General features: G+C 59.9%; 21 protein-coding genes. 19 read left to right on the forward strand and 2 right to left on the reverse strand.

Going from position 1 to position 25,022, the window contains the following annotated elements; translation table 11 throughout:
- The first annotated feature begins 95 nt into the window (after nt 1-95).
- Nucleotides 96-1,184 carry a polyamine ABC transporter substrate-binding protein gene (locus tag AC1DU9_RS15180; RefSeq protein WP_477810424.1) on the forward strand — a complete coding sequence of 363 codons (1,089 nt, stop codon included), beginning with the start codon at nt 96-98 and terminating at the stop codon, nt 1,182-1,184.
- Complete coding sequence (locus AC1DU9_RS15185) at nt 1,181-2,482, forward strand: NAD(P)/FAD-dependent oxidoreductase (RefSeq protein WP_477810425.1); 1,302 nt, start codon at nt 1,181-1,183, stop codon at nt 2,480-2,482. Before AC1DU9_RS15180 ends, AC1DU9_RS15185 begins: the two co-directional genes overlap by 4 nt.
- A 94-nt stretch (nt 2,483-2,576) precedes the next feature.
- Here the strand turns inward: AC1DU9_RS15185 and AC1DU9_RS15190 are convergent, their stop codons facing one another.
- Entirely contained in the window at nt 2,577-4,229 is a 1,653-nt protein-coding gene (locus AC1DU9_RS15190; RefSeq protein WP_477810426.1) for an arylsulfatase, read from the reverse strand.
- Between the two features lie 374 nt (nt 4,230-4,603).
- Between AC1DU9_RS15190 and AC1DU9_RS15195 the strand changes: the two genes are divergently transcribed.
- From AC1DU9_RS15195 to AC1DU9_RS15235, 9 genes are all read left to right on the forward strand, one after another.
- On the forward strand, nt 4,604-5,200 hold the full coding sequence (locus AC1DU9_RS15195) for a paraquat-inducible protein A (RefSeq protein WP_223460752.1): 597 nt from the start codon (nt 4,604-4,606) through the stop codon (nt 5,198-5,200).
- Nucleotides 5,197-5,853 (forward strand): paraquat-inducible protein A, encoded by a 657-nt coding sequence (locus tag AC1DU9_RS15200; RefSeq protein ID WP_223460754.1) that lies wholly within the window; start codon nt 5,197-5,199, stop codon nt 5,851-5,853. Before AC1DU9_RS15195 ends, AC1DU9_RS15200 begins: the two co-directional genes overlap by 4 nt.
- Nucleotides 5,834-7,510, forward strand: a complete 1,677-nt coding sequence (locus tag AC1DU9_RS15205; protein ID WP_223460756.1) for a PqiB family protein — start codon at nt 5,834-5,836, stop codon at nt 7,508-7,510. Before AC1DU9_RS15200 ends, AC1DU9_RS15205 begins: the two co-directional genes overlap by 20 nt.
- 17 nt (nt 7,511-7,527) lie before the next feature.
- Nucleotides 7,528-8,085, forward strand: coding sequence for a PqiC family protein (locus AC1DU9_RS15210; protein ID WP_223460758.1), 558 nt, complete (start codon nt 7,528-7,530; stop codon nt 8,083-8,085).
- Nucleotides 8,086-8,380: 295 nt separating this feature from the next.
- Nucleotides 8,381-9,037, forward strand: a complete 657-nt coding sequence (pmrG, locus tag AC1DU9_RS15215) for a lipopolysaccharide core heptose(II)-phosphate phosphatase PmrG (protein WP_223460760.1) — start codon at nt 8,381-8,383, stop codon at nt 9,035-9,037.
- Between the two features lie 176 nt (nt 9,038-9,213).
- A complete protein-coding gene (arnT, locus tag AC1DU9_RS15220) occupies nt 9,214-10,935 on the forward strand; it encodes a lipid IV(A) 4-amino-4-deoxy-L-arabinosyltransferase (protein ID WP_477810427.1) in 1,722 nt (573 codons plus the stop codon).
- 268 nt (nt 10,936-11,203) lie between these two features.
- Nucleotides 11,204-12,217, forward strand: a complete 1,014-nt coding sequence (locus tag AC1DU9_RS15225) for an iron ABC transporter substrate-binding protein (RefSeq protein ID WP_223460764.1) — start codon at nt 11,204-11,206, stop codon at nt 12,215-12,217.
- A 51-nt stretch (nt 12,218-12,268) separates the two neighbouring features.
- The gene (locus AC1DU9_RS15230; RefSeq protein ID WP_263289722.1) at nt 12,269-13,819 is read left to right on the forward strand and encodes an ABC transporter permease; all 1,551 of its coding nucleotides are present in this window, start codon (nt 12,269-12,271) and stop codon (nt 13,817-13,819) included.
- The gene (locus tag AC1DU9_RS15235; RefSeq protein ID WP_223460766.1) at nt 13,816-14,886 is read left to right on the forward strand and encodes an ABC transporter ATP-binding protein; all 1,071 of its coding nucleotides are present in this window, start codon (nt 13,816-13,818) and stop codon (nt 14,884-14,886) included. The genes AC1DU9_RS15230 and AC1DU9_RS15235 overlap by 4 nt, the downstream gene beginning before the upstream one ends.
- A 4-nt stretch (nt 14,887-14,890) precedes the next feature.
- Here AC1DU9_RS15235 and AC1DU9_RS15240 read toward each other — a convergent pair whose 3' ends face one another.
- The gene (locus AC1DU9_RS15240) at nt 14,891-15,829 is read right to left on the reverse strand and encodes a site-specific integrase (RefSeq protein ID WP_477810428.1); all 939 of its coding nucleotides are present in this window, start codon (nt 15,827-15,829) and stop codon (nt 14,891-14,893) included.
- Nucleotides 15,830-16,220: 391 nt separating this feature from the next.
- Between AC1DU9_RS15240 and arnB the strand changes: the two genes are divergently transcribed.
- Genes arnB through AC1DU9_RS15280 form a run of 8 tightly spaced genes read left to right on the forward strand, consistent with a single transcriptional unit; the run spans nt 16,221 to nt 25,018 of the window.
- Nucleotides 16,221-17,369: a UDP-4-amino-4-deoxy-L-arabinose aminotransferase gene (gene arnB, locus AC1DU9_RS15245; RefSeq protein WP_223460770.1), complete on the forward strand. Its 1,149-nt coding sequence runs from the start codon at nt 16,221-16,223 to the stop codon at nt 17,367-17,369.
- Nucleotides 17,366-18,385 carry an undecaprenyl-phosphate 4-deoxy-4-formamido-L-arabinose transferase gene (gene arnC / locus AC1DU9_RS15250; RefSeq protein ID WP_223460772.1) on the forward strand — a complete coding sequence of 340 codons (1,020 nt, stop codon included), beginning with the start codon at nt 17,366-17,368 and terminating at the stop codon, nt 18,383-18,385. Before arnB ends, arnC begins: the two co-directional genes overlap by 4 nt.
- Complete coding sequence (gene arnA / locus AC1DU9_RS15255) at nt 18,382-20,373, forward strand: bifunctional UDP-4-amino-4-deoxy-L-arabinose formyltransferase/UDP-glucuronic acid oxidase ArnA (protein WP_223460775.1); 1,992 nt, start codon at nt 18,382-18,384, stop codon at nt 20,371-20,373. The genes arnC and arnA overlap by 4 nt, the downstream gene beginning before the upstream one ends.
- Complete coding sequence (gene arnD, locus AC1DU9_RS15260) at nt 20,373-21,257, forward strand: 4-deoxy-4-formamido-L-arabinose-phosphoundecaprenol deformylase (protein WP_223460777.1); 885 nt, start codon at nt 20,373-20,375, stop codon at nt 21,255-21,257. Before arnA ends, arnD begins: the two co-directional genes overlap by 1 nt.
- Nucleotides 21,254-22,903 carry a lipid IV(A) 4-amino-4-deoxy-L-arabinosyltransferase gene (gene arnT / locus AC1DU9_RS15265; protein WP_223460779.1) on the forward strand — a complete coding sequence of 550 codons (1,650 nt, stop codon included), beginning with the start codon at nt 21,254-21,256 and terminating at the stop codon, nt 22,901-22,903. The genes arnD and arnT (AC1DU9_RS15265) overlap by 4 nt, the downstream gene beginning before the upstream one ends.
- Complete coding sequence (arnE, locus tag AC1DU9_RS15270) at nt 22,900-23,244, forward strand: 4-amino-4-deoxy-L-arabinose-phosphoundecaprenol flippase subunit ArnE (protein WP_477810429.1); 345 nt, start codon at nt 22,900-22,902, stop codon at nt 23,242-23,244. Before arnT (AC1DU9_RS15265) ends, arnE begins: the two co-directional genes overlap by 4 nt.
- Nucleotides 23,241-23,642, forward strand: a complete 402-nt coding sequence (gene arnF, locus AC1DU9_RS15275) for a 4-amino-4-deoxy-L-arabinose-phosphoundecaprenol flippase subunit ArnF (RefSeq protein ID WP_223460781.1) — start codon at nt 23,241-23,243, stop codon at nt 23,640-23,642. Before arnE ends, arnF begins: the two co-directional genes overlap by 4 nt.
- A complete protein-coding gene (locus tag AC1DU9_RS15280) occupies nt 23,639-25,018 on the forward strand; it encodes a UDP-glucose dehydrogenase family protein (RefSeq protein ID WP_223460783.1) in 1,380 nt (459 codons plus the stop codon). Before arnF ends, AC1DU9_RS15280 begins: the two co-directional genes overlap by 4 nt.
- The last annotated feature ends 4 nt before the right edge of the window (nt 25,019-25,022 follow it).

Genomic DNA, 25,022 nt, shown 5'->3' on the forward strand with positions numbered 1-25,022 from the left:
GCATTTCAAATGTGGGAGCGAGCCTGCTCGCGATGGCGGCCGCCAGAACACTAAAAAACCACCTGAAGCATCCAATAATTCCAAGAGGTATCGATATGCGTCTTTTGAAATCCGTGGTCCCGGTCGCGCTGGCGGTCCTGTTCAGCGCCGTTGCCCAGGCCCAACCCCAGGTCAGCGTCTACAACTGGACCGACTACATCGGCGAAACCACCCTCGCCGACTTCCAGGCCAAGACCGGGATCAAGGTGATCTACGACGTATTCGATTCCAACGAAACCCTGGAAGGCAAGCTGCTTGCCGGTCGTACCGGGTATGACGTGGTGGTGCCGTCCAACCACTTTCTCGCCCGCCAGGTGAAGGCCGGCGCGTTCCTCAAGCTCGATCGCGAGCAGCTGCCGAACTTCAAGAACCTCGACCCGAAACTGCTGGCGCTGCTGGAGAAAAACGATCCGGGTAACGCGCACTCGGTGCCGTACCTGTGGGGCACCAACGGCATCGGTTATAACGTCGACAAGGTCAAGCAGGTGCTGGGCATCGATCACATCGATTCCTGGGCCGTGCTGTTCGAGCCGGAAAACATCAAGAAGCTGAGCGCCTGTGGCGTGTCGATGATGGACTCGGCGGACGAAGTGTTTCCCGCGATGCTCAACTACATGGGCATGGACCCGCGCAGCGAAAACCCCGAGGACTTCAAAAAGGCCGAAGCCAAGCTGCTGCAGATCCGTCCCTACATCACCTACTTCCACTCCTCCAAGTACGTATCGGACCTGGCCAACGGCGACATCTGCGTGGCGTTCGGTTACTCGGGTGACGTGTTCCAGGCCGCCAACCGCGCCAGGGAAGCCAAGAACGGCGTGAACATCGCCTACGCCATTCCCAAGGAAGGCGCCAACCTGTGGTTCGACTTGCTGGCCACCCCCGCCGACGCCAGCAATCCGAAAGAAGCCTACGCCTTCATCAACTACCTGCTGGACCCGCAAGTGATTGCCAAGGTCAGCACTTCGGTCGGGTACGCCAACCCGAACCCGGCAGCCAAGCAGTACATGGACCCTGAGCTGGTCGGCAATCCCGAGGTTTATCCGTCCCAGGAAGTCCTCGACAAACTCTACATCTCCACCACGCCGCCGCAGTCGATCATGCGCCTGATGACCCGCTCGTGGAGCAAAGTGAAGTCCAACAAATGAATCAGTACACCAAGGAACACACCCTCTCCTGGTACGCTGCGTCCGCCAGGGGCATGCGGCAGCATCCCGCGCTGACCTCGGACCTTGAGGCCGATGTCTGCGTGGTCGGCGCGGGGTTCACCGGCATCAACACCGCCATCGAACTGGCCCAGCGCGGGCTCTCGGTGGTCCTGCTGGAGGCCCGGCGGATAGGCTGGGGCGCCAGCGGGCGCAACGGCGGCCAGTTGATTCGCGGCATCGGTCATGACGTCAGCGGTTTTGCCAGGCACATCGGCGCCGATGGCGTGCAATACCTGGAACATGCCGGGACCGAATCGGTGCAAGTCGTGGCCAATCGCATCCGCGAACACGGCATCGATTGCGACCTGCGCTGGGGCTTCTGTGAACTGGCCAACACGCCGGCCCAGTTCAACGCGTTCAAGACCGAGCAGGCAGAACTGATCGAGTCCGGTTATGCCTTTGAAACCCGACTGGTCGCGCCAGAGCAGATCCGTGAGCAGGTGGTGAACTCCGGTGTGTATGCCGGTGGCCTGGTGGACATGGGCTCGGGGCATTTGCATCCGCTGAACCTGGCGCTCGGTGAAGCGAAGGTCGCCGAGTCCCTTGGCGTGCAGATCTTCGAGCAGAGTCCGGTGCTGGAGTTGATCCACGGCAGCACGGTGCAGGTCCGTTGCGCCGGTGGCACGGTGCGCGCCGGCACGTTGGTGCTGGCCTGCAACGCGCACCTGGAAGAGCTTGAACCGAAGCTCAGCGGCAAGGTGCTCCCGGCGGGCAGCTACATCATCGCCACCGAGCCGTTGTCGGAAGAGGTCGCTGCAAAACTGATCCCGCACAACCTCGCGCTGTGCGACCAGAAGGTCGGACTGGATTACTACCGGCTCTCGGCTGACCGGCGTTTGCTGTTCGGCGGCGCGTGCCATTATTCCGGGCGTGATCCTTCGGACATCAGCGCCTACATGCGCCCGCAAATGCTCAAGGTGTTCCCGCAACTGGTCAATGTGCGCATCGACTTCCAGTGGGGCGGCAAGATCGGCATCTCGGCCAACCGCTTCCCGCAGGTCGGGCGCTTGAGCCAGCACCCGAACGTGTTCTATGCCCAAGGCTACTCCGGCCACGGCCTGAACGTGACTCACTGGTGCGCGAAGTTGTTGGGCGAAGCGATCCATGCCGGACACAGCAAAGGCTTCGACGTGTTCAGCGCAGTGCCGCACATGACCTTCCCCGGAGGACGCGCCCTGCGTTCACCGTTGCTGGCCCTTGGCATGTTCTGGTATCGGATGCGGGAAGTGCTGGGTTGACCGGGTAAACATCTGACCCGCTGTGGTGAGGGGGCTCCCCTCACCACTGGCTGACAGGAATGCAACAGTCTTGAACAAGACCGCCGCAGCAGGGCTAGTTTGGCATCGGGATAGTGACGCCCTCCTTCTGCAATTCTTCCCGTATCGACTGGAATTTCTGGTACTTGGACAATTCGATCGGCCCGTCGTAGCCCATGCTTTGCAGCTTGCGTGGCGGGTATTTGATGTAGGTCTGCATCAGCTTGTTGATCGCCTGACTGATCGGCACCATGGTCCAGGTGCGCTCGGTGATGTTACTCATGAAGATGTCGTAGCGCTCCTGGGGATCTTGCAGCAAGTCAAAGACTTGTGGTACGACCGCCACGTACTTCGACTCACCTTTCCAGCCCAGATTGGAGTCCACGGCCAGGCCGCCGGTCAGCGCACCATTGTCGCCACGCAGGTTGAACACGGCCTTGTAGTTGCCTACACGGGCGGCCCCCGGCGACAACTCGTTTTCGGTGAAGTAGAACCACTCTTTACGTGGGTCGGGGCCAGTGCCGGTTATCACCGGGGTCATGTCGTAGCTGTCGAAATAGATTGGCTGGCCTTCGCGATCCTTCTCCGGCAATTTGATGCCGGCCACCGAGGCGAAGGTCGCCATCAAGTCGAGCCCACCGAGAATGTCGTGATTTTTGGCATTGGGCTTGATTTTTCCAGGCCAGGTCATGATTGCAGGGACCCGGTTGCCGCCCTCGCGCACGGTACCCTTGGTGCCACGGAAAGGCGTGTAACCGGCATCCGGGTAAACGTCCTGCCAGGCGCCGTTGTCGGTGGTGTAAACCACCAGCGTGTTCTTATCCAGGCCCAGCGCTTTGAGCTTGTCCATGATATGGCCGATGCGCGTATCCAGTTCGACCACCGAGTCGGCGTACTTGGACTTGGAAATCGACTTGTGGACGAACTCCGGTGCCGGCAGGTTCGGCTGGTGCACTTTCATGAAGTTGACGTTGATGAAAAACGGCTTGTCGGATTTGGCGGCGGTGTCGAGGAATTCCAGCGCGGCCTTTTCAACATAACCGTCAAAGTAGGGAATTCCGACTACACCGGGTTTGCCATCGATAACTGGAGTATCAACATACTGGCCGTTGATCTTGAACTCTTCAACGGCCTTTTCTCCGGCCTTGCCCGAGAGTGCGCCCTTGGTCACCTTGGCAAACATCGCCCGGGTTTCCGGGTCCATGTCAGGGAACCAGGTCGGGTCGGCGTAGGTGTAGGCGTTGAGGTGATAGAGGCCGACGTACTTCATCACGTCATAGCCCTGGGCATTGGGCAGCGCATAGTCCGCTTCACCCAAGTGCCACTTGCCGGTGAAATAGGTCTCGTAGCCGCCCGTCTTGAGCACCGAGGCCAGCGTCCACTCAGCGGCTGGCAAACCGCCGCCCTGGCCCTGGAAGGCCACGGTGGTCATGCCGCTGCGATTGGGGATGCGCCCGGTCTGCATGGCGGCTCGCCCTGGCGTGCAGCTCGGTTGCGCGTAGAACGAGTAAAAGGTTGTGCCTTCAGCGGCCAGTTCATCGATGCTGGGTGTCGGCATGCCGCGGCCGACACCGCCTCCATAGGGCCCCAGATCACCGTAACCGGTGTCGTCGGACACGATGAACAGGATATTGGGCTTTTCTGTTTGTGCAGCCTGGGCCATACCGTTAAGCGCTATCAGTAATGAACCTGCAATGTAGAACCTTGAGCGATGCGAGAGTCTTTTCATGGCGACCTTCCTTTATCGGGACGGATCCTTGTGGCCGGCTACCTGTTTTCAAGTAATCCGTGACCGGACCCTGGTGAGTTACCCCCAAACCATGCCCTCTGATTAGTTCCAAGCGCTCAACTGCCAAAAAAATGAAAAGCCTGTTGCTACTCAAGGCACCCGAATCAGCCTAGTTCGGTTATTTTCAAAACGCGCATTGCAGGCAGAAAAATTCAAAGTCGTTCGTCACTCGTTTCCCCCATGAAATACCTTGGGTCGAGTCATCCCCGGGCGGCGGATAGTGTTAAGGTTTCGACTTTCGATTTGCTCAATCGCAAGTCACTTCTATATTGAGGGGGTGCTCTGAACTTCCTGCCTTCTGTCGAGCTTGCCCCATGGCATCTACTGATCAACTGATCATCTGCGAGCACTGCGACAGCGTTTACCAGAAAGTCACGCTCGCCAAACATCAGAAAACCCTGTGTACGCGCTGTGGCGGCGTGCTCCAGCGCTATAACGGTCTCACGGTGGAACAGCGTCTTGCGTTGACCTTCACCGCGTTGATGCTCTGGATATTCGCCAACTTCTATCCGGTGATGAGCATCAACCTCAAGGGCGTGAAGAACAGCGCAACGCTCTGGGACTCGGTGCTGGCCCTGAGTCTGGGGCCTATCACGTTCATCGCCATGGTGGCGGCAATCGCCATGATCATCGCGCCGATTTTCCAGTTGTTGCTGCTGATCTGGGTGCTGGGCTTCGCCCTCGCCCGGCAACGCTCGCCCGGATTCAATTTCTGCATGCGCTGGCTGGAAACCCTGAGGCCCTGGAGCATGCTCGAAGTCTGCCTGCTGGGCGCCATGGTCGCGGTGATCAAGCTCGCCGGTCTGCTCGATGTGCTGCCCGGTATCGGGTTGTTTGCCCTGGCTGCGCTGAGCCTGATGATGATCCGCATCGCCGGGCGCGACATCCGCGAACTATGGGACATTGTATGAGCACGCCTCCTTACGCCGACGAGCTCAACCTGTGCCTGTGTCACACCTGCGGGCTCGCCTGCGACATGACCTTCGAGCCCCACGAATGCGAGCGTTGCGGTGCACCGCTGCACCGGCGCAAAACCAACTCACTGACCCGCACCTGGGCCTACATGATCGCGTCCCTGGTGTTTTACATCCCGGCCAACCTGTTGCCAGTGATGAACACCAAAATGGTCGGCCATGGCGCCGACAGCACGATCATGAGCGGCGTGCTGGAGTTCTGGGAAGCCGGTGCCTGGGACATCGCCCTGATCATTTTCATTGCCAGTATCGCGGTGCCTGGCATCAAGTTCGTCGCCATCACGCTGCTGCTGGTCACCGTGCAACGCGACAGCGAGTGGGCACGTAAAGAGCGGTCGACGCTGTACCGCTTCGTCGAGGTCATCGGTTACTGGTCGATGCTCGATGTGATCGTGGTCGCCCTGGTGGCCTCGCTGGTGAAATTCCAGGCCCTGGCTGACATCGAACCGCGCCCGGGCATTCTGTTTTTTGGTCTGGTGGTGGTGTTCACCATGCTGTCGGCCATGAGTTTCGATCCACGCATGATCTGGGATAAAGAACGGGAAAACCCACACGATGAGGAGGTCACGGATGAAGTCACAAGCCACTGACGGGCCACAAGCCCCCGGGCCGGCGCCGATCAAGACCCGCCGTTTCAGCGTTTCGCTGGTCTGGATCGTACCGATCGTCGCGGTGCTGGTGGGTATTTCGCTGGTGGTTCACAGCATTCTGCAGCAAGGCCCGACCATCGTTGTCACGTTCAAGACCGGGGACGGCCTGACCGCGAATAAAACCGAGGTCAAATACCGCAATGTCGTGATTGGTCATGTCTCCGATGTGGAACTGAGCGCTGACCAGAAGAACGTCAACGCCACCGTCAAACTGGAAAAGCAGGCCGAAAGCTTTACCCGTGAAGACTCGCAGTTCTGGGTCGTGCGGCCGCGCATTGGCGCTGGCGGTGTGTCCGGCATCGATACGCTGCTGTCGGGCGATTACATCGGTGCCGATATCGGCCAGGCCAACGGCCGGGCAAAAAACTTCATGGGGCTGGAGAGTCCGCCGCCCATCACCTACGGCGAGCCGGGCAAGCGTTTCACCCTGTTCACACAGGATCTGGGGTCGCTGGATATCGGCTCTCCGGTCTACTACCGCAAGATCCCGGTGGGTCAGGTGGTGGCCTACGCGCTGGACCCGGATGGCAAAGGCGTGAACATTGAGCTGTTCATCCATGCACCCAATGACAAGTACGTCACCGAAAACACCCGTTTCTGGAACGCCAGCGGCATTGACGTGAGCGTCGGCGCCAACGGTTTTGCGGTCAAGACCGAATCGTTGTCTTCCTTGCTGGTGGGCGGTATTGCCTTCCGCGCGCCCGACTACAGCCCTGACGATAAACCTGCCGCTGCCGAGTACGCCTACGAACTGTTCGAAGACCAGCAAACCGCCCTCGCCCCGCCAAACGGCAAGCCGCAGTATCTGGCCATGCGTTTCGACCAGGCAATGCGCGGGCTCAAGGTCGATGCTCCGGTGGAATTCCTCGGTGTGGAAATCGGCAAGGTGGTGGCGGTCAATCTGGATTTCGACGAGAAAAAACGTTCCTTTCCGGTCAACGTCGGCATCGTGATTTACCCGCAACGCCTGGGCCAGGCCCACCTCAAAATGCTCAAGGCGCTCAATCATGATCCCAATGACGAAGCAGGGAGTGTACGTCTGATCGGCACCTTTATCGAAAACGGCCTGCGTGCCCAGGCTCGCACCGGCAATTTCCTGACCGGTCAGTTGTACATCTCCCTGGACTTCTACCCCAAGGCCGACAAAGTCGCCTTCGATGCAAATGCACGCCCGGTCATGATTCCAACCCTTCCCGGCAGCCTCGAGCAATTGCAGGAAAAACTCGAATCCATGGTCGACAAGATCAACAAACTGCCGATCGAGCGAATCGCCGGCAATCTCGATGGCAATCTCGTCGAACTGCGCAAAGGCATGATGCAATTCAACGGCAAGATCTTGCCTGGCGTGCAGACCACCTTGGCGGACGTCAGCAAGACGCTGGAAACGGCCAATTCGACCTTGCAATCCGCCAGTTCGACCTTGGCCGAGGACTCGCCGCAACGGGAAAAACTGGGGCAGACGCTGGATGAACTGGGACGCACGTCGAGATCCTTGCGTGATCTTTCGGATTACCTGGGACGGCATCCGGAATCGCTGCTTCGCGGCCGTCCGAACAATGCCGCCCCCATGGATCTGCAAGGGCCACCGCGCAATTGAACACAGGAGCATCACCCATGGCTTTTCCGCTGAAGTTCACACTGGCCACCGCGTTGTTGCTGCTCGCCGCTTGCCGCAGTGACCCGATTCACTTCCACACCCTGACCCCGGCCCAGGTGGGCGATCACTCGAGGGCCAGCGTCGGGGCGATTCAGATCGAGACGATCAGCGTGCCGCCCCAGGTCGATCGTGCGCAGATCGTCATTCGCGAGGGCAACAGTGGCCTGGCGATCCTGGAAACCCAATGGTGGGGCGCGACTCTCGTGGACGAATTGCGCAGTGCGCTGGCCGATCAATTGAGCAACAGTCCTGCACAAGGCAAATATTCGGTGCGGGTCGATGTGCAGCGTTTTGACTCGGTCCCCGGTCAATACGCGTTGATGGATGTGAAATGGCGTCTGCGCAGTGCCGACGAAGGCGACACGGCACGGGTGATTTGCCGCAGCACCTTGCAAACGCCATCGGGTGCGAGCATCGATGACCTGGTGCTTGCCCAGCAAAACAACGTCAAACGCCTGGCCGCGCTGATCAGCCAGGCTGCCGCCAGACCACAGGCAAGTTGCCCTTCGCCCTGAACGGGTTTCCTCTCTGCGGATTAACGGCGGCAAGTTCGTCGTTAATCCCATCCCCTATGCCCCTTCCGTTTCCCGTTGGCATTCCCCGCAAGAGCAAAAGATAACAATTCCCGGTAACCGACAAATTACCCGTCCACCTTGCAATTTTTTCACATTCCTTTCACCGCTCCGACACCTGCGCAGATTTAACGTGGGCTGCAGTTAATTCGCTGAGCTTGGTCTCGGCGGTCATTTTTCGCGCTGTTCCAGGTTTTGTTTAACAGCACTTCCCTGGCGCTCCAATGGGTGGACAAACTTGGTCAACTCCGTCTCGCATAAACCGTCTTCGCGCCTGTCTAAACCGGTCGTGGCCATTGTCGCACTGACCCTCGCCGTGCTTGCCACCGGTTTTGTCCTGTGGCCGAAATCACCGGCCAACCTGGCCCATGAGGGCGCGCAAGCCCGGGCCCAATTGCTGCAACAATGGAGTGCCGGCGAGATTGCGGTGCTGGTTCGTCATGCCGAGCGGTGCGACCGTTCCAGCAATCCCTGCCTGGGCCCGGCCGACGGCATTACCCGTGTCGGCAGTGAGGCGGCCGCCGGTGTCGGGCAAGGCCTGGCACGCCTGGGTTTGACGCAGACCGACATCCTCACCAGCCCGGTGACGCGCACCGTGCAGACCGCGCATTACATGTTCAACAGCGACCCACGGACCCAGGAGTGGCTGGCGACCTGCGGCACGACCCTGCGTAACGATGTCGTGGCGCACAAGGTGGCGCACCGCAACCTGGTGCTGATGACCCACAGCGGCTGCATCGCTGATTTTGAAAAGCAGACCGGCTTCAAGCATTCGGCGAAGGACGCCGAGTACGCCAGCGCGCTGTTTGTCCACATCGATGGTGATGGGCAACTGAAAGTGCTCGGCATTGTGAATGCCGAAGACTGGAACACTCTGTTACAAGAAAAGAACTGAAATCATTACGGATCAATAACTTTGGCACTAAGTTGTTTCAAACCGGACTGAATGGAACCTGAACAGAACAGCGAGAAGTTTGATTGAACTTCTCGCTGTTCAATATCATTCCGGTTTTCTCTCTCACTAGTTGCACATCACTCTTCAACCTGCCATCTGAGCGCCAAGGTCGAGACATGACGTCAAATCAGCCACTGCCAGATCTTGCTGGCCATTCTTCCCGCCTGCACGCCCCATCCACGCCGACCAGCGAGCGCTGGATGCCATTCGCGTTGTTACTGGCGTTCATCGCGTTCTACTTGCTGCCACTGATGAGTCACGGCCTGTGGATTCCCGACGAAACCCGTTATGCCCAGATCAGCCAGGAAATGCTGCAGGGCGGGAACTGGGTCTCGCCGCATTTCATGGGCCTGCGTTATTTCGAGAAGCCGATTGCCGGGTACTGGATGATTGCCATCGGCCAGGCGGTGTTTGGTGACAATCTGTTCGGGGTGCGCATCGCCTCAGCGCTGAGTACCGGGTTGAGCGTGTGGCTGACCTATATGATTGCCCGCCAGTTCTGGGGCGATCCGCGCAAAAGCTTCGCCTGCGCGCTGCTCTACATGAGCTTCGGGCTGATTGCCGGTCAGGCCGGGTACGCCAACCTCGATCCGCAGTTCACCCTCTGGGTCAACCTGAGCCTGGTTTCCCTGTGGTTTGCCATCGACAGCCGCACCACCCGTGCCCGGCTGGGTGCCTGGGTGGTCCTGGGCATCGCCTGCGGCATGGGCTTCATGACCAAGGGCTTTCTGGCCTGGCTGCTGCCGGCGGTGATCGCCCTGCCCTACATGCTCTGGCAGCGTCGCATGGGCGAACTGTTGCGTTACGGGCCACTGGCTGTTGGGGTCGCCGCGGCAGTCTGCTTGCCCTGGGCATTGGCCATTCATCATAAGGAACCGGACTTCTGGAATTTCTTCTTCTGGAACGAGCACGTACGCCGCTTCGCCGCCGACAACGCGCAACACGCACGCCCGTGGTGGTTCTACCTGCCGATGCTGGTCGTTTCCGCCCTGCCCTGGGCTGTGTTGTTGCCGACAACGTTCATCCAGGCCTGGAACAACAAGCGCCAGCCCGTCAGCGGTTTTCTCCTGCTCTGGTTGTTGTTGCCATTGGCGATTTTCAGCATAAGCAGCGGCAAGCTGCCGACCTACATCATGCCGTGCCTGTTGCCGCTGGCGCTGCTGATGGGCCATGCGCTGACCGGTCTGCTGGAACAGGCACGGGAACGGACGATTCGCTTCAACGGTTGGCTCAACGTCGTCATTGCCACGACGGCCTTGATTGCTTTGCTGTACCTGCAATTGAGCAAGGAGATTTTCGAGAACACCGAGATGTTCAGCCTGTCCCTGGCGTTCATCGTGCTGCTGGGCTGGATCATCGCCAACGCCCTGCAAATCCTGCGGCCATTGACGTTATGGGCGATGCCGGCCCTCGGCATCTGGCTGCTGGTGGCGCTGCTGCCCGCCGCCATGCCGGGCCAGATCGTCGACAGCAAGATGCCCGACCGGTTTATCGCCGAACACCTGGACAGCTTGAACCAGACCACCTCGCTGCTGAGCAACGACCTGGGTGCGGCATCGGCCTTGTCGTGGCTGACCAGGCGACCGGAAGTAGCGCTCTACAACGTCGTTGGTGAAATGAAATACGGCCTCTCGGATCCCGCCGCCGCCTCGCGCAAAGTGACCCTGCAGGAGGTCGGACACTGGATGACCGAGGCGCGTAAAAAGGGCTCGGTCGGGGTGGTAATGAGAGTCAACAGCGTCGATGAAGTCCAGGAAGTCGAGGCGCTGCCCACCGACGGAAAACGCTATCAGCGCGGAAACCTGCAGGTCCTGATCTTCCCGCAAATCCAGCCCTGACAGGCAAGACGCAAAAAAAACCGGGTGGCCAAAGCGGCCTCTCGGTTTTTTTCGTTTTCGCCTCGTTTGATCGGCGAGTCGAACCACAGCGGGCACAGCCCTGCTAATCTGAATGAAAATTACATGTATTTACGGTTTTTTTTACGTTATTTTCTCATTTGGATCTCTACATTCCCTGCAATTCAAAACATGCAAATGATTCGCATTGATTTACAAGCGTTTCAATGCGTATGACTTTCAAAAAAATGCACCAGGAGCAGCCCGCAGAATGATTCCCAACATCCCCTCGTTCTTGAAAAAGGCCCTGCTGGCCACCGCTTTGCTGAGCGCTGGCCAGGTCTATGCAGCCGACTCCGTCGGCATCGTGGTGTACAACGCGCAACACGAAGGCCTGACCAAGGCCTGGGTCGAGGGCTTCACTCAAGAAACCGGTATTCCCGTCACCCTGCGCAACGGCGATGACACCGAGATGGGCAATCAGATCGTGCAGGAAGGCGCGGCTTCTCCGGCGGATGTATTCCTGACCGAAAACTCCCCGGCCATGGTGCTGGTCGACAACGCCGGGCTGTTTGCGCCTGTCGATAAAGCCACGCTGGAACAGGTTGATTCCGCCTACCGCCCGGCCCACGGCAAATGGGTCGGGATCGCCGCGCGCTCCACGGTGTTTGTGTACAACCCAGGCAAACTCTCGGAAGCCAATCTGCCGAAATCGATCATGGACCTGGCCGATCCGAGCTGGAAAGGACGCTGGGCTGCATCGCCAGGCGGTGCTGACTTCCAGGCCATCGTCGCTGCCATCCTGGAACAAAAGGGTGAGGCCGCCACACTTGAGTGGCTCAAGGCCATGAAAACCAACTACGCCAACTACCGTGGCAACAGCTCGGTACTCAAAGCAGTGAATGCCGGGCAGATCGACAGCGGCGTGATCTACCACTATTACAGCCTGGTGGATCAGTCCAAGACCGGCGAAAACAGCAAAAACACCGCCCTGCACTATTTCAAGCACAAAGATCCGGGCGCTTTTGTTAGCATCTCCGGCGGCGGCGTCCTCGCTTCCAGCCAACACAAAGAACAAGCCCAGGCGTTTCTCAAATACATTACCGGCAAGGATGGCCAGGCTGTCCTGAAGAACGGCAAGTCGTTTGAGTACGCCGTGGGCAAGAACGCTGAATCCAACCCTAAATTGGTGCCCCTGCAGCAACTCGATGCGCCGACTGTCGATGCTTCAAAACTCGACAGCAAAAAAGCCGTGGAGCTGATGACACAGGCCGGACTGCTCTAATTGATACCTGAAACCCTGCCTGCGGGGGTCGTTGAGGCGACACCCGCACATTTGCGCCGACGATCCCGCGGAGTCTTTGCGGGACGTGGCGGTGTATGGGTGATCGGTTTATCGGTGCTGGTTTCATTACTGGCACTGCTACCGATCGCTTACGTTATTGGCGTGTCCCTGCAGACAGGCTGGTCAACCGTCGTGACCCTGGTGTTCCGCCCCCGGGTTGGCGAGCTGCTGATCAATACCGTATTGCTGGTACTGCTGACGATTCCATTGTGCGTTGCGCTGGGGGTGACACTGGCGTGGCTCACAGAACGTACAAATTTGCCCGGACGGCGCTGGTGGTCGTTGTTGGCCACCGCACCGCTGGCGGTGCCCGCGTTCGTTCACAGCTACGCCTGGGTCAGCCTGGTGCCGCCTATTCACGGCTTGTTTGCCGGTGTCCTGGTCTCGGTCATCGCCTACTTCCCGTTCCTGTATTTGCCGGTGGCAGCCACCTTGCGCCGGCTCGACCCGGCCATTGAAGACGTCGCCGAATCCATGGGGCTAAAACCCTGGAAAGTGTTTTTCCGCGTGGTACTGCCGCAATTGCGTCTGGCGATCTGCGGTGGCGCCTTGCTGGTCGGCCTGCACCTGCTGGCCGAATACGGCCTGTACGCGATGATCCGCTTCGACACCTTTACCACCGCGATCTTCGACCAGTTCAAGTCGACCTTCAACGGCGCGGCGGCGCACATGCTGGCCAGCGTGCTGGCGTTGTGTTGCCTGGCGATGTTGACGGCCGAATCCGCCGCCCGGGGTTCGGCGCGTTACGCTCGCGTCGGCTCGGGAAGCGCCCGGGAGCAACGGGTCGTGTGCCTGAAACCGGTATCCACCCTGCTCTCACTGACCCTGCAAATCGTGACCTGCGCCCTGGCCCTGGGCGTGCCCTTGATCACCTTGGGTAAATGGCTGATCGCCGGGGGCGTGGAAGTCTGGGACATGGCCGAATTGTTGCCCGCGCTGGAGCAAACCCTGTTGCTCGGTATCGCCGGCGCGGCGCTGACCACCTGCGCGGCGATCCCGATCGCCTGGCTGTCGATCCGCTACCCCGGCCGACTGCAGCGGGTGCTGGAAAGCTGCAACTACATCACCAGCTCCTTGCCTGGAATTATCGTGGCACTGGCGCTGGTGACCGTCACGATTCATTTTGCCCGGCCGATTTACCAAACCACCTTCACCGTGCTGCTGGCGTACCTGTTGATGTTCTTGCCCCGCGCCCTGGTGAGCCTGCGCGCAGGCATAGCCCAGGCCCCGGTGGAACTGGAAAACATTGCCCGCAGCCTGGGCCGCTCGCCGGCCCGGGCACTGTGGCTGATCACCTTGCGCCTGGCCGCGCCGGGGGCTGCCGCCGGCGCGGCGCTGGTGTTCCTGGCGATCACCAATGAACTGACCGCCACCCTGCTGCTGGCCCCAAATGGCACGCGCACCCTGGCGACCGGATTCTGGGCCATGACCAGCGAAATCGATTACGCGGCCGCTGCACCTTACGCCTTATTAATGGTTGTGCTGTCGCTTCCGTTGACCGGACTTCTTTATCACCAATCGAAAAAAACGGCTGGCCGATGAACACTCTTGAATTGAATGCCCTCTACAAGTCCTATGGCGCCCATCGCGCCCTGGACAACGTCAGCCTGTCGGTGCCCAGCGGCAGTCGCACGGTGATCGTCGGTCCTTCCGGCTCCGGTAAAACCACGTTGCTGCGGATGATTGCCGGCTTCGAATTCCCCGACGCCGGGCGTCTTTCGCTCAATGGCCAGACCCTGGTCGACGGCACCCACGAAGTGCCGGCCCATCAACGTCTGATCGGCTATGTGCCGCAGGACGGCGCACTCTTTCCACACATGACCGTGGCCGCGAACATCGGCTTTGGCCTGGCGACCAAGGGCACTGAAAAACAACAGCGAATCGCCGAATTGATGGACAGCGTGGCGCTGGACGCGAAGATGGCCGAGCGTTGGCCCCATGAATTGTCCGGTGGCCAGCAACAGCGAGTGGCCCTGGCCCGGGCGTTGGCGCAACAGCCACGGCTGATGCTGCTGGACGAGCCGTTCTCGGCGCTCGATACCGGATTGCGCGCGGCGATGCGCAAGATGGTTGCGCGATTGCTGGAAGACGCGGGCGTCACCACCATTCTGGTCACCCATGACCAGAGTGAAGCCCTGTCGTTCGCCGACCAGTTGGCAGTGATGCGCCATGGCCGATTGGTCCAGTCAGGGCACCCGCTGGACCTTTACCGCTATCCCGAAGACGAACAGACCGCGTTGTTTCTGGGGGATGCCGTGGTCATGCCCGCTCGCATCGAGGCGGGTTGGGCCCATTGCGACCTGGGGCGGATCCCGGTCAACAACCACCGCAATAACAAGTTGGCGCAGATCATGCTGCGCCCCGAACAGCTGCAACTGGCCAGCATCCTCCCCAGCGACCCGCAAGACAGCGGTTGCCGGGCCGTGGTCACTGATCGGGATTTCAGCGGCAATACTTGCACGCTGACGGTGGAACTCCAGCCATTGACCTGCAACCAGCAAACGGGCCGATCACTGCTGGTGCGCAGCTCAGGCATGTATGCGCCACCGGCCGGCAGCGCGGTTCAGGTCTCGACCATTGGCCACGCCCATGTACTGAGCGAGATTTAATCGCTTACAAATCGAATCGATCCACTGCCCGACGTCGCTCATTGTCGTCGCGCACATCGTAGTTGGCCGTGGTCTGGATGTTGCTGTGGTGTGCCAGTTTCTGTGCAATCGACAAGTCATGCTCTTCGATTACCCGGGTGATGAATGAACGCCGGAAGTCGTGGGGCATGATTTTCACCCCGACCTGCGCCCCCCGCTGCCGGGCGATGTAGTAAATCGCATGTTTGGTGATGCGCTCACGGGTGATGTGGCTGCCACGGCGGATGCGGTTGAACAGAAACGGGTCGTCCGCCTCACCGTCCTTGAGCAACGAACGGCGCAGCTCGAGCCAGGCTTCAAGCTTGGCGAAGGCCCAGGCCGGGGCGTACTTGATCAATTGCTTGTTGCCCTTGGCAGTCACCCGCAGACTGCGCTCCGTGAAATCGACCTGGTCCAGTTCCAGGTTCACCGATTCGGATTTGCGCATTCCCGAACCGTACAGAATCCCGATGATCGCTGCATCCCGCAGGCCTTGCGGCCGCGGATCGGCGGCGCAGACCGCCATCAGTTCCTGAATCAGCGTGCGTCTGAGATTGCGCCCCTGGGACAGCCGTGTACCGGCCATGCCCTTCACCGAACGCATCTTCAACAGATGGTCCTGAGAGATCAGGCTCATGCGCCATGCTTCGTTCATTACCCCGCGCACCGCGTTGACATACAGCGAAGATGTGTTCGGCGCATAGCCGTCTGAACGCAATGTAGCCACAAGTGCGATCACATCTTCGGGCTGCAGGTTGTGCCAGGGTATTTCTTCGATACCGTGATCTTCGAAGCCCAGGCGGTCGGCGGCATCCTGCAGCACATAACGCATGGTCAGTTGGCTGGACGGCGCCAGTCGCGCCAGATACAGGGTCAGCGGATTGGTGAGGGGCGTGCGTGAATCAGTTACAGGTAAGTCAATCAAACGAAACGGCCTTGAATTAAAACAGTTCAATGAAGCAACTAAGAAGTGAAATAACGATGATGTAAAAGACATTACAGCTGTAGGACTTTTCCCAAGAACCGCCATACATGCGGGAAGTCTGAACAGCGGCTTAATAGCTTTCAGATAAACGATTCCCCAACCGTTTTTTCATGTTCCTTTCACAAAATCGGGCATAACCTTCTATAGAATCGGCGCAGCCCAGATGGACGTCCAACCTGCCGGCGATGGCGAAAAAAGTCAACTGATGCAATTTTTTACCTCCAGCCCATAACTAGTTGATTTGATGCAGGTTCTGATTTAGCGTCTATGCTGATTTTTGGATCCCTTTTAGCCTCAAAGGCTATTTACGTTTTCAGCCCCCGAGGTGCCCATGAGTCAGGCGTTTCTCCCTTTCTCCCGTCCCAGCATCGGCGACGAAGAAATCGCGGCCGTAGAGCAAGTATTGCGCTCCGGCTGGATCACTACCGGGCCGAAGAACCAGGCACTGGAAGAACACTTCGCCAACTACGTCGGTTGCCGGCATGCCGTGGCACTTTCCTCGGCCACCGGCGGGATGCATATCACCCTGCTGGCATTGGGTGTCGGTCCCGGCGATGAAGTCATTACGCCCTCGCAGACCTGGGTTTCCACCGCCAACATGATCACCCTGCTGGGTGCCACGCCGGTGTTCGTCGACATCGACCGCGACACGCTGATGACCGACGTGGCCGCTATCGAAGCGGCGATCACTTCGCGCACCAAAGCCATTATCCCGGTGCATTACGCCGGCGCGGCATTCGACCTCGATCCGCTCTACGCTCTGGCCGACAAACACGGCATTGCCGTGATCGAAGACGCCGCCCACGCGGCAGGCACTTTCTATAAAGGTCGCCACGTCGGCTCCAAAGGCACGGCGATCTTCTCGTTCCACGCGATCAAGAACATGACCTGCGCCGAAGGCGCCATGTTCGTCAGCGACGATGAAGCCCTGGCCTCGCGGGTACGCATGCTCAAGTTTCACGGGCTGGGGGTTGATGCCTACGACCGCCTGACCCACGGCCGCAAGCCCCAGGCCCAAGTGGTCGAACCCGGCTTCAAGTACAACCTGGCTGACATCAACGCGGCCATCGCACTGGTGCAGCTGGAACGCCTGGACGAGATCAACGCCAGGCGCACTCAACTGGCCCAGACCTACTTGCAGCGCCTGGAGGGCTTGCCGGTGCAACCGCTGGCCGTCCCCACCTATTCGCAAAAACACGCCTGGCATCTGTTCATCCTGCGTATCGACGCCGAGCGGTGCGGGCTGGATCGCGAAGCGTTCATGAAAGCTCTCCAGGAACAGAATGTCGGTACCGGCATTCACTTCATCGCCACACACCTGCACACCTACTACCGCCAGCGTTACCCTAACCTGTACCTGCCCAACACCGAATGGAATTCGGCGCGGCTGTGTTCGATCCCGTTGTTCCCCGACATGACCACCGATGATGTCGAGCGCGTCGTTGGTGCCATCGAAAACTGTATGGACAGAAGCCTTTGAGACCTTACCCAATCAACTTCGTTTCGATCGTCATTCCGGTCTACAACGAACAGGAAAGCCTGCCTGAATTGCTCCGGCGCACCGAAGCGGCTTGCCAGCAGTTGCACCAGGCCTATGAAATCGTGCTGGTCGACGACGGCAGCCGCGACGACTCCGCACAGATCCTGGAAGACGCCGCCTCCCGCGAAGGCAGCCCGGTGGTGGCGGTGATCCTCAACCGCAACTACGGCCAGCACGCGGCGATCATGGCCGGTTTCGAACAGTGCAAGGGCGATGTCGTCATCACCCTCGATGCCGACCTGCAAAACCCGCCCGAAGAAATCCCGCGGCTGGTGGCCCAGGCCGAACTTGGCTATGACGTCGTCGCGACTGTACGCAACAACCGCCAGGACTCGGCCCTGCGCCGCTGGCCATCGAAACTGATCAACCTGGCCGTGCAGCGCTCCACCGGCGTAGCCATGAGCGACTACGGCTGCATGCTCCGCGCCTACCGACGCACCATTGTCGATGCCATGCTCGCCTGCCGTGAACGCAGCACCTTCATTCCGATCCTGGCCAACAGCTTTGCCCGCCATACTACGGAAATCCCCGTGACCCACGCCGAGCGTGAACACGGCGATTCCAAGTACAGCCCCATGCGCCTGATCAACCTGATGTTCGACCTCGTCACCTGCATGACCACCACGCCGCTGCGACTGCTGAGCATCGTCGGCGTCGGCATGGCGGCCCTGGGCGCGCTGTTCGCTATTGCACTGATCCTGCTGCGCCTGGTGTTCGGCGCCGGCTGGGCCGGTGGCGGTACCTTCGTACTGTTCGCCGTGCTGTTCGTCTTCACCGGTGGTCAATTCATCGGCATGGGCCTGCTGGGTGAATACCTGGGCCGCATGTACAGCGACGTGCGCGCACGTCCGCGCTTCTTCATTGAAAAGGTGCTGCGTAGCCAGCCCGAATCCTCCTCTTCCGTTGTTACCGTCGACGGCCTTACTTCCACTTCTTCAGATCAGGTTCCTTCATGAGTGCAAAAGCTGTTGTCTTCGCCTATCACGATATTGGCTGCGCCGGCATCGAATCCCTGCTCTCCTCCGGTTTTGAGATCGCTGCGGTGTTCACCCACGCCGACGATCCGAAGGAGAATGCGTTCTACGGTTCCGTCGCGCAACTGTGCGCTCGTCACGGCATTGCCGTGCATGCACCGGAAGACGCCAACCATCCGTTGTGGATCGAGCGTATCGCCAAGCTCGATCCCGACTACATTTTCTCCTTCTACTACCGCAACCTGCTGAGCGAACCACTGCTGGCCACGGCGCGCAAAGGCGCGTTCAACCTGCACGGTTCCCTGCTGCCACGCTACCGCGGCCGCGCACCGGCCAACTGGGTGCTGGTCAACGGCGAAACGGAAACCGGCGTGACCCTGCACCGCATGGTCAAGCGTGCCGATGCGGGCGCCATCGTCGCCCAGCAAAAGGTCGCGATCGAGCGCAGCGACACCGCGCTGAGCCTGCACGGCAAATTGCGCACCGCCGCCTCTGACCTGCTGCGCGACACCTTGCCGGTGCTGCTGCAAGGCAAAGTCAGCGAAACACCGCAAGACGAATCCAAAGCCACGGTGTTCGGCCGTCGCACTCCGGCTGACGGCAAACTGGTCTGGGCCAAGCCGGCCGAAGAACTGTTCAACCTCGTCCGCGCCGTGACCCAGCCATACCCGGGCGCCTTCTGCGCGGTAGGCGAGCACAAGCTGATTGTCTGGAGCGCCGAAGTCGCCAAGGGCAACGAGGGCCTGGCACCGGGCCGCGTCATCAGCGTCGACCCGCTGCGCATCGCCTGCGGTCAAGACTCGCTGATCATCAACGCCGGCCAGCGCAACGACAACGGTCTGTACCTGAGCGGTCCGCAACTGGCCAACGAACTGGGCCTGGTGGACGGTTCCGTGCTGCGCGGCGCCGAATCCGGCCGTGCCCCACGTCGCACCCGCGTGCTGATCCTCGGCGTCAACGGCTTCATCGGCAACCACTTGTCCGAGCGCCTGTTGCGTGACGACCGCTACGAGGTCTACGGCCTGGACATCGGTTCGGACGCCATCGAACGTCTGCGCAGCCACCCGAACTTCCACTTCGTCGAAGGCGACATCAGCATCCACTCCGAGTGGATCGAGTACCACATCAAGAAGTGCGACGTGGTGCTGCCGCTGGTGGCCATCGCCACGCCAATCGAATACACCCGTAACCCGCTGCGCGTGTTCGAACTGGACTTCGAAGAAAACCTGAAACTGGTTCGCTACTGCGTCAAGTACAACAAGCGCGTGATCTTCCCGTCGACCTCGGAAGTCTATGGCATGTGCCAGGACAACAACTTCGACGAAGACAACTCCAATCTGGTGGTCGGTCCGATCAACAAACAGCGCTGGATCTACTCGGTCTCCAAGCAACTGCTGGACCGCGTGATCTGGGCTTATGGCCAGAAGGGTCTGAATTTCACCCTGTTCCGTCCGTTCAACTGGATGGGGCCACGCCTGGACCGTCTGGATTCGGCCCGTATCGGCAGCTCCCGCGCAATTACCCAGCTGATCCTGAACCTGGTGGAAGGTACGCCGATTCGCCTGTTCGACGGTGGCGAGCAAAAACGCTGCTTCACCGACATCGCCGACGGTGTGGAAGCCCTGGCACGGATCATCGATAACGACAACGATGTCTGCAATGGCCAGATCATCAACATTGGCAACCCGGAAAACGAGGCCAGCATCCGTCAGTTGGGCGAAGAACTGCTGCGTCAGTTCGAAGCTCACCCACTGCGCGCCAACTTCCCTCCGTTCGCCGGTTTCCGCGACATCGAGAGCAAAGCGTTCTACGGCACCGGTTATCAGGACGTGTCGCACCGCAAGCCGAGCATCGCCAATGCCAAGCGCCTGCTGGACTGGACGCCAACCGTGGAGATGAGTGAAACCATTGGCAACACCCTGGACTTCTTCTTGCGTGAAGCCATGCTCGAAATCGCGGACAAGCGTTGATGCAGGCGGGACTGCGGATCGATGTCGACACCTACCGGGGCACCCGAGAGGGAGTGCCCCGGTTGCTGGAAATCCTTGATGAAGCACAGATCAAGGCGACGTTCTTCTTCAGTGTCGGGCCGGACAACATGGGGCGCCACTTGTGGCGCCTCATCCGTCCACAGTTTCTCTGGAAAATGCTCCGTTCCAACGCAGCCGGCCTGTATGGCTGGGACATTCTGCTGGCCGGCACCGCATGGCCTGGAAAACCGATCGGCCGCGACCTGGGGCACTTGATGCGTCAGGCCCGGGATGCCGGGCATGAGGTTGGCCTGCACGCCTGGGATCACCACGGCTGGCAAGCCAACGCCGGGCGCTGGAACGACGCACAACTGGTCGAACAGATACGCCGTGGGGTGGACACCCTCGGCGACATTCTCGGGGAAAAGATCACCTGCTCGGCGTCCGCCGGCTGGCGTGCCGACGAGCGTGTGATCGAAGCCAAGCAGAGCTTCGGCTTTCGCTATAACAGCGATTGTCGCGGCCTGAGCCTGTTCCAGCCGCGATTGGCCGATGGTCACCTGGGTGCACCACAAATCCCGGTGGACCTGCCGACCTTCGACGAAGTGGTCGGGCCGACCGTCGCCGCCAAGGATTTCAACAGGTTCATCCTGGACCGGTTCACGCCGGAAAAACTCAATGTCTATACGATCCATGCCGAGGTAGAAGGGATTCTGATGGCCAACGATTTCCGTCAACTGCTGAGCGATGCACATCAGCGAGACATCCGTTTTCAACCCTTGGGCGACTTGTTGCCCCAGGCCCCCGCCAGTTTGCCGATCGGCCGCGTGGTACGCGGTGCGCTCGAAGGTCGCGAAGGCTGGCTGGGAGTGCAAGGCGCATGAGCAAACGCTGGGCTTTGCCGTTATTGCTGGTCATGGTAGCGCTGGCATACCTGCTGCCACTGGGCAGTCATGGCTTATGGATTCCTGACGAAACCCGCTACGCCCAGATCAGCCAGGGCATGCTCCTGAGCGGCAACTGGGTGTCGCCGCATTTCATGGACGTGCGCTATTTCGAAAAACCCGCGGCCGGCTACTGGATGATTGCCATCGGTCAGGCGCTGTTTGGCCAAAACCTTTTCGGAGTGCGCTTCGCTTCGGCACTGAGCACCGGTTTGAGCGTGCTGCTGTGCTACCTGGTCGCCCGCCGGATGTGGAACGAACCGCGCAAGAGTTTCGCCTGCGCGCTGCTGTACATGAGCTTCACGGTCATTGCCGCTTCGGCGGGGTATGCCAACCTCGACCCGCAATTCACCTTCTGGGTCAACCTGAGCCTGGTGGCGTTATGGTTCGCGCTCGACAGCACGAGCCGCGGGCAACGCCTGATCGCGTGGGCGGTGCTGGGCCTGGCCTGCGGCATGGGCTTCATGACCAAGGGCTTCCTGGCCTGGTTGTTGCCGGTGTTGATCGCCCTGCCCTGGATGATCTGGCAAAAACGCTGGCGTGAACTGCTGGTCTACGGCCCGGTGGCGGTCGTGGTAGCCATCGCTGTCAGCCTGCCATGGGCGCTGGCAGTGCACGCCCAGGAGCCTGACTACTGGCGGTTTTTCTTCTGGCACGAACACATCCGCCGTTTTGCCGGGGACGACGCCCAGCACAATGCGCCATGGTGGTATTACCTGCCGTTGCTGGTGGCATTCAGCATGCCGTGGGTCGCCTTGCTGCCGCCAGCGCTGAAGCAAGCCTGGCAGACCCGACGCCAGTCCAATATCGGGTTCCTGCTGCTGTGGCTATGGATGCCGTTGTTCTTCTTCAGTCTGAGCAAAGGCAAACTGCCAGCCTACATCCTGCCGTGCCTGTTGCCTCTGGCATTGTTGCTCGGCCATGCACTGGCTGACCGATTGAAGCTGGAGCAAGGTCGTGTCCTGGGCATCAACGGCCTGCTGAACCTGGTGGTGGGTGTGGTCACCCTGCTGGCCCTGGTTTATCTGCAACTGAAAAAGCCGATTTACGATCATGAACTGCACAACCTGGTGTTGGTGTTCATCGGCTTGATCGGCTGGATCATGACCAACGTGCTGCAGGCCTTCCGCCCGTTGCAGTGCTGGGCAGCCCCGGCTTTTGGCAGCCTGTTGCTCATCGGTTTATTGCCTGCCGGACTGCCCAATTCCGTAGTCGCCAATAAAACGCCTGACCAGTTCATCCTCGATCACGCCCAGGAACTTGGTCAGAGTGCCAAATTGTTGAGCAACGATCTGGGTGCCGCATCGGCATTGTCCTGGCGGGTGAAACGCCCGGAAGTGGCTTTTTTCAACACGATAGGCGAATTGAAATATGGCCTTGCCTATCCTGACTCGCTCAAGCAGCGCGTCGACCCCGACCAGGTGCAACAGTGGATGCACGACGCTCGCCAGCTTGGCCCGGTCGGTGTGGTCATGCGGGTCAAGGGCGAAGAAGAGCTGCGCGAACTCGAACAGTTGCCCAAAGAGGGCAAGCGGTATGAACAAGGCAACCTGGTGATTCTGATTATCCCTCAGGCGACGCTATGAGCCTGCTATTGCTCCTGGTCGCCTGTCTGTTGACCTGCCTGGGCCAGATCGCCCAAAAATATGCAGTGGAAAGCTGGCGCGGCAAACCTTCCGGGTGGATGGACAAACTGCGCTCGCCCTGGCTTTGGCTGGCCCTGACCTCTTTGGGATTGGGCCTGCTGGTGTGGTTGCTGGTGCTGCAACGCCTGGAAGTCGGGATTGCCTACCCGATGCTGAGCCTGAACTTCGTGCTGATCACCCTGGTCGCGCGTTTCGTGTTCCACGAAACCATCGACCGCCGCCACTGGCTGGGTGTGGCGCTGGTGATCGGCGGCGTGGCTCTGCTGGGGCAACACGCATGAACCTGAGTCGCGGTATCACCTTCGCACTGGGCAGCGTGTTGCTGGTCAGCGCCGCTCAATTGGGCATGCGCTGGAGCATGAGTCACCTGCCACAGCCAGAACAATGGCTCAGCGCCCACATCGACCTGACAGCCGTTGCCGTGGTGCTCGCGGCCATCTTCGCCTACGCCTTGTCGATGCTCTGCTGGCTCGCCGCCCTGCGGGACCTGCCCCTGGGCCGGGCCTACTCGTTGCTGAGCATCAGCTATGCGCTGGTGTACCTGCTGGCCGCCAGCCTGCCGCTGTTCAACGAATCATTCAGCCTTACAAAAAGCCTTGGTGTGGCATTGGTCATCCTCGGCGTCATTACCATCAATTCTCGACCTGCTCGTGCGCCCGAATTAAGGAGTGCTCCATGAAAATCAGTGTATTTGGTAGCGGTTATGTTGGCCTGGTGCAGGCAGCGGTACTGGCGGAAGTCGGCCACGACGTGGTCTGCATGGACGTTGACGAGAAAAAGGTCGAACTGCTCAAACAGGGCCATGTAAGTATTTTCGAACCCGGGCTGGCCAGCCTGGTACGCGAAGGCCTGGACGCCAAGCGTTTGCAGTTCACCAGCGACGAAAAATTCGCCGTCCTGCACGGCCAGGTGCTGTTCATCGCGGTCGGTACTCCATCCCGGGACGACGGCTCGGCGGACTTGCGCTACGTGATGTCGGTGGGCGAAGCGGTAGCACGGCATCGCGAGCAACCGGCGATCCTGGTGGAGAAATCCACCGTTCCGGTCGGCACCGGCGACGCCTTGCGTGCACACATCGACAAATGCCTGCTCAACGCCGGGCGCGTTTTACAGTTCGATATCGTCTCCAACCCGGAGTTTTTGAAAGAAGGTTCGGCCGTGGCTGACTGCCGCCGCCCGGACCGTATCGTCGTCGGCTGTGAACGCGACGAAGTGCGTGACGTGATGCGTGACCTGTACTCGCCCTTCAACCGCAACCATGAACGCATCATGTTCATGGACCTGCGCAGTGCCGAGCTGACCAAGTACGCCGCCAACTGCATGCTGGCAACCAAGATCAGCTTCATCAACCAGATCGCCGAGCTGGCCGAACACCTGGGAGCCGACATCGAATCGGTGCGCCTGGGCATCGGGGCCGACTCGCGTATCGGCTACCACTTCATCTACCCCGGTTGCGGTTACGGTGGCTCATGCTTCCCCAAGGACATGCGCGCCCTGATCCACAGCGCCGAAGAGGCCCATTGCTCCAGCGACCTGCTGCAAGCGGTGGAAGCCATCAACGAGCGGCAGAAACACAAGCTGTTCGAACGCATCAACGCGTTCTACAAGGGCGACTTGCGTGGCAAGACCTTTGCCGTTTGGGGGCTGGCGTTCAAACCCAATACCGACGACATGCGCGATGCACCGAGCCGGGTGTTGCTGGAATCGTTGTGGGCCGCCGGGGCGAATGTCCGCGCGTTCGATCCGGAAGCCATGCAGGAAACCCAGAAGCTGTATCCCGATGAATCGAAACTGATGCTCATGGGTACGCCCGAGTCGGTCTTGTCCGGTGCCGATGCACTGATCATCTGCACCGAATGGCAACAGTTCAAGGCTCCGGACTTCGAGCTGATCCAGCAGCGGCTCAATGCACCGGTGATCTTCGACGGCCGCAACCTGTACGACGCAGACCGTCTGGCACGCATCGGTATCACCTACTTCCCGATTGGCCGTGGCGAGTCGCGCAAATTGCCGATTCCTTACCAGCAATGGTCAACCGAATCAGTGGTCGCCTGAACCT

The sequence above is a fragment of the Pseudomonas sp. P4_C1 genome (genome assembly GCF_056402155.1).

Excerpts from the sequence above, each read along its gene's own strand:
- arnA (WP_223460775.1), top strand. The coding sequence starts at position 18,382 with ATGAGTGCAAAAGCTGTTGTCTTCGCCTATCACGATATTGGCTGCGCC.
- arnF (WP_223460781.1), top strand. The coding sequence starts at position 23,241 with ATGAACCTGAGTCGCGGTATCACCTTCGCACTGGGCAGCGTGTTGCTG.
- AC1DU9_RS15280 (WP_223460783.1), top strand. The coding sequence starts at position 23,639 with ATGAAAATCAGTGTATTTGGTAGCGGTTATGTTGGCCTGGTGCAGGCA.
- arnB (WP_223460770.1), top strand. The coding sequence starts at position 16,221 with ATGAGTCAGGCGTTTCTCCCTTTCTCCCGTCCCAGCATCGGCGACGAA.
- AC1DU9_RS15205 (WP_223460756.1), top strand. The coding sequence starts at position 5,834 with ATGAAGTCACAAGCCACTGACGGGCCACAAGCCCCCGGGCCGGCGCCG.
- AC1DU9_RS15200 (WP_223460754.1), top strand. The coding sequence starts at position 5,197 with ATGAGCACGCCTCCTTACGCCGACGAGCTCAACCTGTGCCTGTGTCAC.
- arnT (WP_223460779.1), top strand. The coding sequence starts at position 21,254 with ATGAGCAAACGCTGGGCTTTGCCGTTATTGCTGGTCATGGTAGCGCTG.
- AC1DU9_RS15185 (WP_477810425.1), top strand. The coding sequence starts at position 1,181 with ATGAATCAGTACACCAAGGAACACACCCTCTCCTGGTACGCTGCGTCC.
- AC1DU9_RS15195 (WP_223460752.1), top strand. The coding sequence starts at position 4,604 with ATGGCATCTACTGATCAACTGATCATCTGCGAGCACTGCGACAGCGTT.
- arnT (WP_477810427.1), top strand. The coding sequence starts at position 9,214 with ATGACGTCAAATCAGCCACTGCCAGATCTTGCTGGCCATTCTTCCCGC.
- AC1DU9_RS15180 (WP_477810424.1), top strand. The coding sequence starts at position 96 with ATGCGTCTTTTGAAATCCGTGGTCCCGGTCGCGCTGGCGGTCCTGTTC.
- AC1DU9_RS15210 (WP_223460758.1), top strand. The coding sequence starts at position 7,528 with ATGGCTTTTCCGCTGAAGTTCACACTGGCCACCGCGTTGTTGCTGCTC.
- arnE (WP_477810429.1), top strand. The coding sequence starts at position 22,900 with ATGAGCCTGCTATTGCTCCTGGTCGCCTGTCTGTTGACCTGCCTGGGC.
- AC1DU9_RS15225 (WP_223460764.1), top strand. The coding sequence starts at position 11,204 with ATGATTCCCAACATCCCCTCGTTCTTGAAAAAGGCCCTGCTGGCCACC.
- arnD (WP_223460777.1), top strand. The coding sequence starts at position 20,373 with ATGCAGGCGGGACTGCGGATCGATGTCGACACCTACCGGGGCACCCGA.
- AC1DU9_RS15190 (WP_477810426.1), bottom strand. The coding sequence starts at position 4,229 with ATGAAAAGACTCTCGCATCGCTCAAGGTTCTACATTGCAGGTTCATTA.
- AC1DU9_RS15235 (WP_223460766.1), top strand. The coding sequence starts at position 13,816 with ATGAACACTCTTGAATTGAATGCCCTCTACAAGTCCTATGGCGCCCAT.